Annotated in this window: 4 protein-coding genes and 2 pseudogenes; 5 read left to right on the forward strand and 1 reads right to left on the reverse strand. The window is 59.3% G+C overall.

Annotated features, from left to right (window positions below; all coding sequences use genetic code 11):
• Positions 1-83: 83 nt before the first annotated feature.
• The 4 genes and pseudogenes from tnpA to QOL79_RS19465 all read left to right on the forward strand — a co-directional run.
• Positions 84-488, forward strand: a complete 405-nt coding sequence (gene tnpA, locus QOL79_RS19450) for an IS66-like element accessory protein TnpA (RefSeq protein WP_081997356.1) — start codon at positions 84-86, stop codon at positions 486-488.
• A complete protein-coding gene (tnpB, locus tag QOL79_RS19455) occupies positions 485-838 on the forward strand; it encodes an IS66 family insertion sequence element accessory protein TnpB (RefSeq protein WP_054588704.1) in 354 nt (117 codons plus the stop codon). Before tnpA ends, tnpB begins: the two co-directional genes overlap by 4 nt.
• A gap of 70 nt (positions 839-908) precedes the next feature.
• Positions 909-2,491 (forward strand): annotated as a pseudogene (tnpC, locus tag QOL79_RS19460) (IS66 family transposase).
• A gap of 99 nt (positions 2,492-2,590) precedes the next feature.
• Positions 2,591-2,983 (forward strand): annotated as a pseudogene (locus tag QOL79_RS19465) (integrase core domain-containing protein); the annotation flags it as partial.
• A 246-nt stretch (positions 2,984-3,229) separates the two neighbouring features.
• Here the strand turns inward: QOL79_RS19465 and QOL79_RS19470 are convergent.
• The gene (locus QOL79_RS19470; RefSeq protein WP_054588702.1) at positions 3,230-6,166 is read right to left on the reverse strand and encodes a TonB-dependent receptor; all 2,937 of its coding nucleotides are present in this window, start codon (positions 6,164-6,166) and stop codon (positions 3,230-3,232) included.
• Positions 6,167-6,853: 687 nt separating this feature from the next.
• Between QOL79_RS19470 and QOL79_RS19475 the strand changes: the two genes are divergently transcribed.
• Positions 6,854-8,176, forward strand: coding sequence for an Ivy family c-type lysozyme inhibitor (locus QOL79_RS19475; protein WP_039575466.1), 1,323 nt, complete (start codon positions 6,854-6,856; stop codon positions 8,174-8,176).
• The last annotated feature ends 299 nt before the right edge of the window (positions 8,177-8,475 follow it).

Below are 8,475 nucleotides of genomic sequence, written 5' to 3' on the forward strand. Positions count from 1 at the left end.
GTAAGCGCTAATTTACCCCCACATTTTCGAATGTTCTGAGATCGTTATGTTGCGCGCCTTCTGTATCGGGAGCGTAACTAGCGATGGGCGATGTAACGACGTTCGAAAGTAGCTTCGAAAGCAACGGGAACGGTCGTGCTCGCCCGATGGAGGTGATCCCGGCGGGTCGCGAGCGTCGGCAGTGGACGCCGGAAGCGAAGGCCCGGATCATCGCCGAGAGTATGGCGCCGCGGGCGAACGTCGCGGATATCGCGCGCCGGAACGATATCCTGCCGCAGCAGCTCTACGCCTGGCGCCGGGAAGCGCGCGAACGGATGGAATCGGACGACGCGCCGGCCTTCGTTCCGGCAATGGTCGAGGAGCCGAAGGCGCAGGGCAGCGGCGCCGAGATCCGCATCAACATCAAGGGCATGACGATCCGCATTCCCGACGGCGTGACTGCCGACCATATCGAGCGGGTGCTGCTCGCGGTGCAGGTGTCGACATGATCATCCCGCCGGGACCACTCAAAGTGCTGGTGGCGGTGAAGCCGGTCGACTTCCGCAAGGGAATGGTGGGCCTGGCGTCGCTCGTGCAGCACGAGCTGAACCGCGACCCCTTCTCCGGAATCATGTTCGTGTTCCGCCGCAAGCGCGCCGATCGGATCAAGCTGCTGCTATGGGACGGGACCGGCCTGGTGCTGGTGACGAAGCGGCTCGAGACGGGCACGTTCCGCTGGCCGCGCTTCGGCGACGGGGTGATGAGCCTTACCGCGGCGCAGGCTTCGGCGCTGATCGAAGGGCTCGACTGGGCGCGTGTTCATGCCCCGCGTGTGGCGCGTCCGGTGATGGCGTTATAGGCCGTGAAAATGACTCGTCTTGCCGCACAAAACGGGCAGAAAACCGCGAAATAATGTATCCATCCGCACCATGAGCGAGGGGGTGGAAGAGCTGCCCGACGACGTCGAGGCACTAAAGGCGATGATCATCGCCGAACGGCTCCGCTCCGCCCGGCTCCAGCACCTTCTTGATGTCCTCAATCGCATGCACTTCGGCAAGCGGTCGGAGAAGATCGACAGCGGCCAGCTCGCGCTGGCGCTCGAAGATCGCGACGTATCGATGGCCGAAGCCGAACTGCTGGTCGAACAGGGCGAGGAAGCCACCGGCATCGCGCCGCCGCGGCGCAAGCGTGCGGCGGACGAACCCGCGCCTCGCTGCCGGCGCATCTTCCGCGTCACGAGATCGAGATCGCGCCGGAGGCCGGCTGCTGCGCGGGCTGCGGCGGTGCGCTGCACCGGATCGGCGAGGATCGGTCCGAACGACTCGACATCATCCCCGCCCAATATCGCGTCATCGTGACGGTGCGGCCGAGGATGGTGTGCCGATCGTGCGGCGATAGCGTCGCGCAGGCGAAGGCTCCCGCGCATGTGGTGCCGGGCGGCCTGCCGAGGGAAGCGCTGCTCGCCGATATCCTCGTCAAGAAATACGCTGATCACCTTCCGCTCTACCGGCAGGCGCAGATGTTGGCGCGCCAGGGCGTGACGATCGATCGCGCGACGCTCGCGGGCTGGGTCGGCCGCGCGGCGGGCTATCTGAAGCCGATCGTCGACCGGCAGAAGGCGGAGCTTCTGAAGAGCGATCGCCTGTTCGTCGACGAGACCACCGCGATGGTGCTGGCGCCGAGCAGCGGCAAGACGAAGACGGGCTACCTGTGGGCGATGGTCCGCGACGACCGCCCGCATGGCGGGGTCGATCCACCCGCGATCGTTTACAGCTACATGCCGGGCCGGGGCGGCATGTGGGCGGCGAAGCTCCTCGGCGAGTATCACGGCATCCTGCAGGTCGATGGCTATGAAGCCTATGGCCAGTTCGGCAAGGCGGGACGTCCCGGCGGACCCTCGGTGCTGGCCTATTGCTGGGCGCATGTTCGCCGCGGCTTCTTCGACGCCGGCGGCAAGGGCGATGGCGCGCCGATCGCCACCGAAGCGCTGCACCGGATCGGGCTGCTCTACAACATCGAGCGCGAGATCCACGGTCGCACGCCCGAGGAGCGCCTTGCCGTCCGCTAGGCGCGGTCCAGCCCGATCGTCGACGAGCTGCATGACTGGCTCGACGCCAAGCGCCGGCGCATGTTCAGCGGCTCGCCGACCCTCAAGGCGATCAACTATGCACTGAGCCACTGGGCCGGGCTCGTCCGGTTCCTCGACGATGGCCGGATCGACATCGACAACAACCCGGTGGAGCGGTCGATGCGGCCGATCGCACTCCAACGGAAAAATGCGTTGTTCGCGGGCCACGAACTGGGCGCCGAGAACTGGGCGGCGATCGCGTCGCTGATCGAGACCTGCAAGCTGGGTGCGATCAACCCCGCCGCCTACCTGGCCGACGTCCTTGCCCGCATCGTCACCCGCGGCGACGGCGAGCCCATCGATGACCTGCTACCTGGGAACTGGGTCGATACAAAGGCCGCCGAAATGACGTTCGAAACGAGTGCCACCGCCAACGCCGCCTGAGCAAAGCACGATCGAAATTAGATACAACGAAATTAGGCGCCAGCTTCTAATCGAAGCCCGCGCCCGTCCGCCCCGCGTGGGGGAAAATTATCACTTACCAGGATCCACACCATCCTGACAGATAACGGCGTACAGTTCGTGCAGCGGGACCAAGGCGGGCCACTGGGATGGATCGGCCATATCTTCGGCCGTGTCTGCGAGCAGAACGGCATCGAGCATCGCCTCACCAAGCCCTATCACCCATGGACCAACGGCCAGGCCGAACGGATGGTGCGCACCATCAAGGAGGCCACCGTCAAATCCTTCCATTACACGTCGATCAATGAACTGCGCCGCCATGTCCGCGACTGGCTCGTCGCTTACAACTTCGCCAAGCAGTTGAAGGCTCTGCGCTTCAAGACAACCTACGAGGCCATCGAAGAGCTCCGGAAATCCAAGCCAGATATCTTCAATATGAAACCACTCCATCACATGCTGGGACTAAACACCTAACAGTCCACGCGGACCACTCGGTGGGGGCCGGTCAGATTCGAGGGGCAGGAGCCAATGTGCCTCCCATATCGCTCGCGCGAGACGCAAGTTTCCGCAGTGCGCACGCCGGACGTATCTCACACCCATTCCTCGCCCAAGACTGCAATTGGCGCATGAAATCGGCGTCGGAGGGCCTGCTACTGGCCCTCCGACGCCGCGATTTTCATGCGGTATAATTTTTCCCGATCGATTGGGACAGCTAAAGCATTAGAATTTTGCGCCGATCGCGACACCATAACGCCGCGGATCAAGCGTGTAGATATTTGTAAAATTACCGGAAGATGCATCGGTGACATAAAGTCCGGTAACTGAGTTGCTATCGAAGATATTCTGAACGAACCCCCGGACAAACCAGCGCTCGTCGGCACCATTCAACTGCAAAACTGCATTAGCCTGTACGAAAGGTTGGATGCGATTAATTCTGCCGTTGAAGATATTGCCATATTGCTTTCCGGTCATGGAAATGTCGACGCGGGGGACGAGTGTCATACCATTCCCGACCTCTGCCGTGTACTGCACGCCCATCGAGACCTTGACATTCGGCGCTTGCGGCAATGTGTTGCCCTTGATGTTAACCTCGACGCCAGGACTCAATACCTGGATCCCGCTGTTCGCAGGGATAGCGCTCGCGAGGACACCGCAAATGCCGAACGCGCCGCTGGAGGCGATATTGCCGTCCGAAGGAAATTCCTGCGGTGCGCGAAGGCCGAGAGCCGCATTTACGCCCGCAACGAACGCATCAGCAACGCCAGGCGCAGGTCCCGTGACAGCGCAGTGCGCACCATTGCTGATGTCCTTGATAATCACGGCATCAGGATCCCCGCCGCCCGGATCACGCGGATTGGAGAAGAATTGATCGCCGGCGACCTTGGCATTGAGATAGCTGAAGGACAGATTGATAAGCCAGTTCGGGTCCGGCCTGATGACAGACTCCAGTTCGACACCCCAGATATTGGCGTCAACCGTGTCATTCACGGACGTTCTTGCCACGATGCGGCTGAGCTGCAGTCCACTATATTTGTAGTAAAATGCGGTGGCATTGAGTTGTAACGCGCCGTTTGCGAAGACGTTCTTGGAGCCGATCTCGAAGGCATCGATCGTTTCAGAGCCGAAACTCTCGCTGACGGCGAAAATCGGAGAAAGCGGAGGATTGATCCCGCCGGATTTGTAACCCCTAGAATAAGATGCATAGAGTGAATTGTCCGGCGTAACCTCGAAGGCCAGAACTGCTCGTCCGGTAATTTCGTCGAAGCTTACTTCGCGAAACTGGGCGAGCTGTTGGCCCGGCGTCCCCGGGTCGGCATCGAAAAGCCCAGACGGCCCGGTGAGGGGCGTTATCGGGGTATCGAACGGATCTCCATCATTGGCATAAGGGTTCAGGAAACTGATCAGCGTCGTACGCGCCGTCACATCCTTCTTGTCATTATTGTAACGCAGCCCCCCGGTCAACGTCAGCCGGTCGCTTAGATCGAAATAGACCTCGCCGAAAATGCCATAGCTCTCTAGATTCGATTCCAGCGAGTTGTTCCGATACATCGACGTCGCGAAATAGGATGGCGGAAGGCCGCCCGACAAGGAGCCGAATGAACCCAATACGGCACTGGCGTAATCGAGCGCAAACGAGTTCACATAATAGCTATTGTCGGTGGTTTTCGATTTCGCGTAAATTCCGCCCAACAGGAAATTGAACGGCCCGTCGAAGTCACTCGTGAGGATGAGCTCTCCGCTCCACGATTCGCGTTGTTCCGAAGATCGATCGAAAGAAAGCGGCGTTTCGGAACACAGCGAGTTCCCTTCGAAAGCGCCTCTGCTTCCATCATCATTATCCGACGTGCACAGCACGCCCTGCGGACCGTCCGGGATTAGAGCGCCGGCAATCGGCGAAAAATAGGCCGAAGAGCCGGGAATGAAGGCTGGCGCCGGCGGAGCAAGACCTGTCGGTAATCCGTTAGCCGCAAAAAAGTCCAACGTATTGAGCGCCGGGGCGAAACCGGCACGGCTTTGAATTCCAAGAAAATAGTCCTGCCTGGAATCGACTTCAGTATCCTGATAAATGCCGGTGGCCGTCAGGGTCATCGCGCCGAATTTTTGCTCAAGGCGCGCCTGCACCTGTAGCTCTTCGGCAAAATAGAAAGGGGTATAGGCCGTGTTGACGACACGCACATCGCCAGGCTCCTGAAACCCGGAAAACCCATCAGGGCCATAAAGGCTGCCGAGGCCGAGCACGGCGGGAATGCCCTGAATGGCGAAGAACTCGGATGAACTGAGCGTCGCACCGACCGTTGAATTTGCGTTCGTGGTATCGAAATCACGTCGATTGTTCAGGCATCCGAGCACGCCCAATGGATCGCGTTGGCACGTTTGTTTCTGGTTTCTGAGGCGCGTGTCCTTTTCCCGGAAATAATAGCCCATGAGATCGATCGTCGTATCAGGACCGGGTTCGAAACGAAGGGAGCCTCGCAACGCATAGAGGTCCCGAGCGTCGATGTCCGATCCATCATAGAGATTCGTCGTATAACCGTCGCGGTTCACATATATGCCCGCCAGCCTCACGCCGATCATATCCCCGATCGGGACGTTGACCATGCCACGCGCTTCGATGCTGTTGAAATTGCCATACTCGAATTGCGCTTCAGCCTCGAAACGGGAGAGTTTGGGTTTCGCGGTCACAACATTCACGACCCCGGAGGTCGCATTCCGGCCGAACAGGGTGCCTTGAGGTCCGCGAAGGACTTCAATCCTTTCCAGATCGAAATATTCGGTCTCGAACAGGCGTGTTCCGAACAAGGGGGATCCATTGACATGGATTGCGGTCGCAGCATCGCAGGTGACGCCGACGCACAGGTCGCCAACGCCGCGAATAGTGAATGAAGCTGAGGTGAAATTGCCTTTCGAGAAAGATACATTGGGCAGCGTCAGCTGTAGATCCGAGGCATTTTCGATCTGCTGGCTTTCAAGCGCCTCAGCGCTGAATGCGCTGACAGCGATCGGTACGTCTTGCAAGCTTTGCGCCTGACGTTGCGCTGTCACGACGATGACATTGTCACCGCCATCTGGCTCTTCGGCTATGACTTCCTGAGCATTTGAGACCTGTGGCAACGCCATCACGACGGCGCTTGCCAACCAATAGGCTTTCTTATTCATCACCCTATCTCTCCCTGTCTCGATTTTTTCGTTTCTTGCGCGAACCCGTCCTTGTCCCCGATTGTCGATGTTCAAAAATGGGGCAGCTCGCCGAGCTGCCCCGAGTTTGAGGAGTGGCCAGAAGGAGATTTCCGGAGAGGAAAAGATTCTCGCCGCTCGGCTGGAAGATGAGCAGTTTTTCGGCATTTGGTAAAGAACTTTATTATGGCACTTTATTATTTTGCTCGGGGCGGTGGGAGGTGTGCCATCTCAGATCCGAAGATATCAGTTTATACATCCGATGCTTGCTGTCAGCGCTTCAGCCTTGGCGCGGTCGAGCGCGCGCCGACGACTTTTGGATGCGGCTGCGGTACGGCATGCCCGATCCGGAGCGCATGACCCGCGTGGTCGAAAGTTGGATAGCAGTGCAAAAGGCCGGGCTCTGATCCCGGCTGGTGGAAACCAGGGGGTCAGGTCAGTTCACCTATTCCTTCCCGTTCATTTTAGAGTCATCAAGATCGTATTAACCACGTCACGGTCCCTGCCGGGCAGGGCTTTCACGTGGGGGCATCCATGACCAGAACCAAACCATCCCTTAAGTCAGCTATCCTGTTGGCCAAATAGGATCAAGGCGACCGGCGCACCAATTTACCTCGTGACTGAGCCATGTGCGCGCGAAAACCGTCACCACTTCGATGGGGATTCGACATGACATTGCCATTTCACATGCCGTCCACAATCCGCCTTTCGGGTGTAGGTCTTGCCGCTTGTGCGATTGCCACGATTGCTGCCGCAAGTGCGCAGGCGCTACCACTATCCAGCTTCAAGGATCAGGGCGTCGACCATATCTTTGGCAGCTACGCCCCGCGCGGCGACTGCTCAAAGGAACCGCGCGTAACCATCGATGAAAAGGGCATGACGTTCCGCGCCAATGGTCGGGAAATAAAGCCCCCTCGGGTGGAATATGCTCTCACCTTCATGGGCCAGAGCTATGACGGCATCATGGCAGTATTTTTTCCCTTTCCAGTTAGCAGCAATGATTTTGGTCGGGTTCTCATGTATGTGAACGACGACGAGAAGCGCGGTGTCATCCGCTTTGAATCCGATCTGCCGCGCGGCCAACGCCCGGCTTCTTTCCATGCGGCCTTCACGGGTGGCGGCCCGTTCACGCTCTGCCAGGGCAGCGCTCTTGCTGGCACGCCACTGCCGCCACGGCCTGAGCCGGCGGTGGCCGTGCAAGGCATTCCAGCGGAATGGACCAATCTCGCCAGCCTCGTCGGCAAATATCCGGGAAGCTACGCCAAGGACAATATCGACCTGTTCGATAAGGGTACCTTGGCTGCGGCATTGAAGGCCCGGATGGGGCCGAAGATGGCTGCGCTGCGGACCAATCTCTCAGCCGTCTCGCCATTGCAGCGGGCTGGGAACTATTACTATCTTTCCGGCAATGCGCAGCATCAGGGCGGTGTGGAGCAGGCCTATATAATAATAGACCCGGCGCGCCGTGCGGTGCAGGTGGGCCTTTGGGAGCGCGGCAAGCTAACAGTTTATCCGTCTGCTTCGGGCGTTAGGCTGCCGATTGCGCCGGAAATCAAGACGCTGTTGGACAAAAGCCCGCCCGAAACGGCAGTGCCGCTTCCCGGTACACCCTGGGAAGTTGTACCGGTGCAAGGTCGCGCGCCCATGGCTTATGTGAGCGCCGCGGCATCGCCCAACATCGAAGCCCTCAGTCTCTATTGTGAAGGCGGAAAGCCCTACATGGCGATGCTGCTCAACAAGCCCTCCGCCGACAATGCGATGACGATGACGTGGAACTTCTCCGGTCGGCTCGTTAGCATATCCGTTCAGCGCGCCAATGCGAACGGCACTCAATGGATCGGCGGCGTGACGGGTACGCAACTTGTTCCCCTGCTCATGCAGCAAAGCGGGACGGTGATGCTACGTATCAACGGGCGGCTGGAAGGCGAAGCCTCGCTCAGCAATTCAATTGCAGTGCTGCGCGATACCCTGCGGGGATGCGTGCGGCTCTGACCTGTGAGAACGGCGCCGCCTCCATTTCAGGTGCTCTGCCACCTGAATTCTGGACCAGTTGCGGTTAGAGTTTTCCGCCGTAGATATCATTGGCTGGGCGAGGAGTTAGAGCGGGATGACATTTGGCTGATTCAAAGGGGATTCTTTTTTGGGCGGTTTTCTGATTCATATGTGGACGCCCCCTATGGCAAGGGCTTTGTGGTCGCGATGGCTTTGATCGGTTGCTTTCATATGTCCGGCCTGTTTGTGCGGCGTTTTGAGTGCCGCTGGCCTTGATGGAAATCCGCCGGTGAGGTCCC

The organism is Sphingopyxis sp. Geo48 (genome assembly GCF_949769155.1).
In the GTDB taxonomy this organism is placed as follows: domain Bacteria; phylum Pseudomonadota; class Alphaproteobacteria; order Sphingomonadales; family Sphingomonadaceae; genus Sphingopyxis.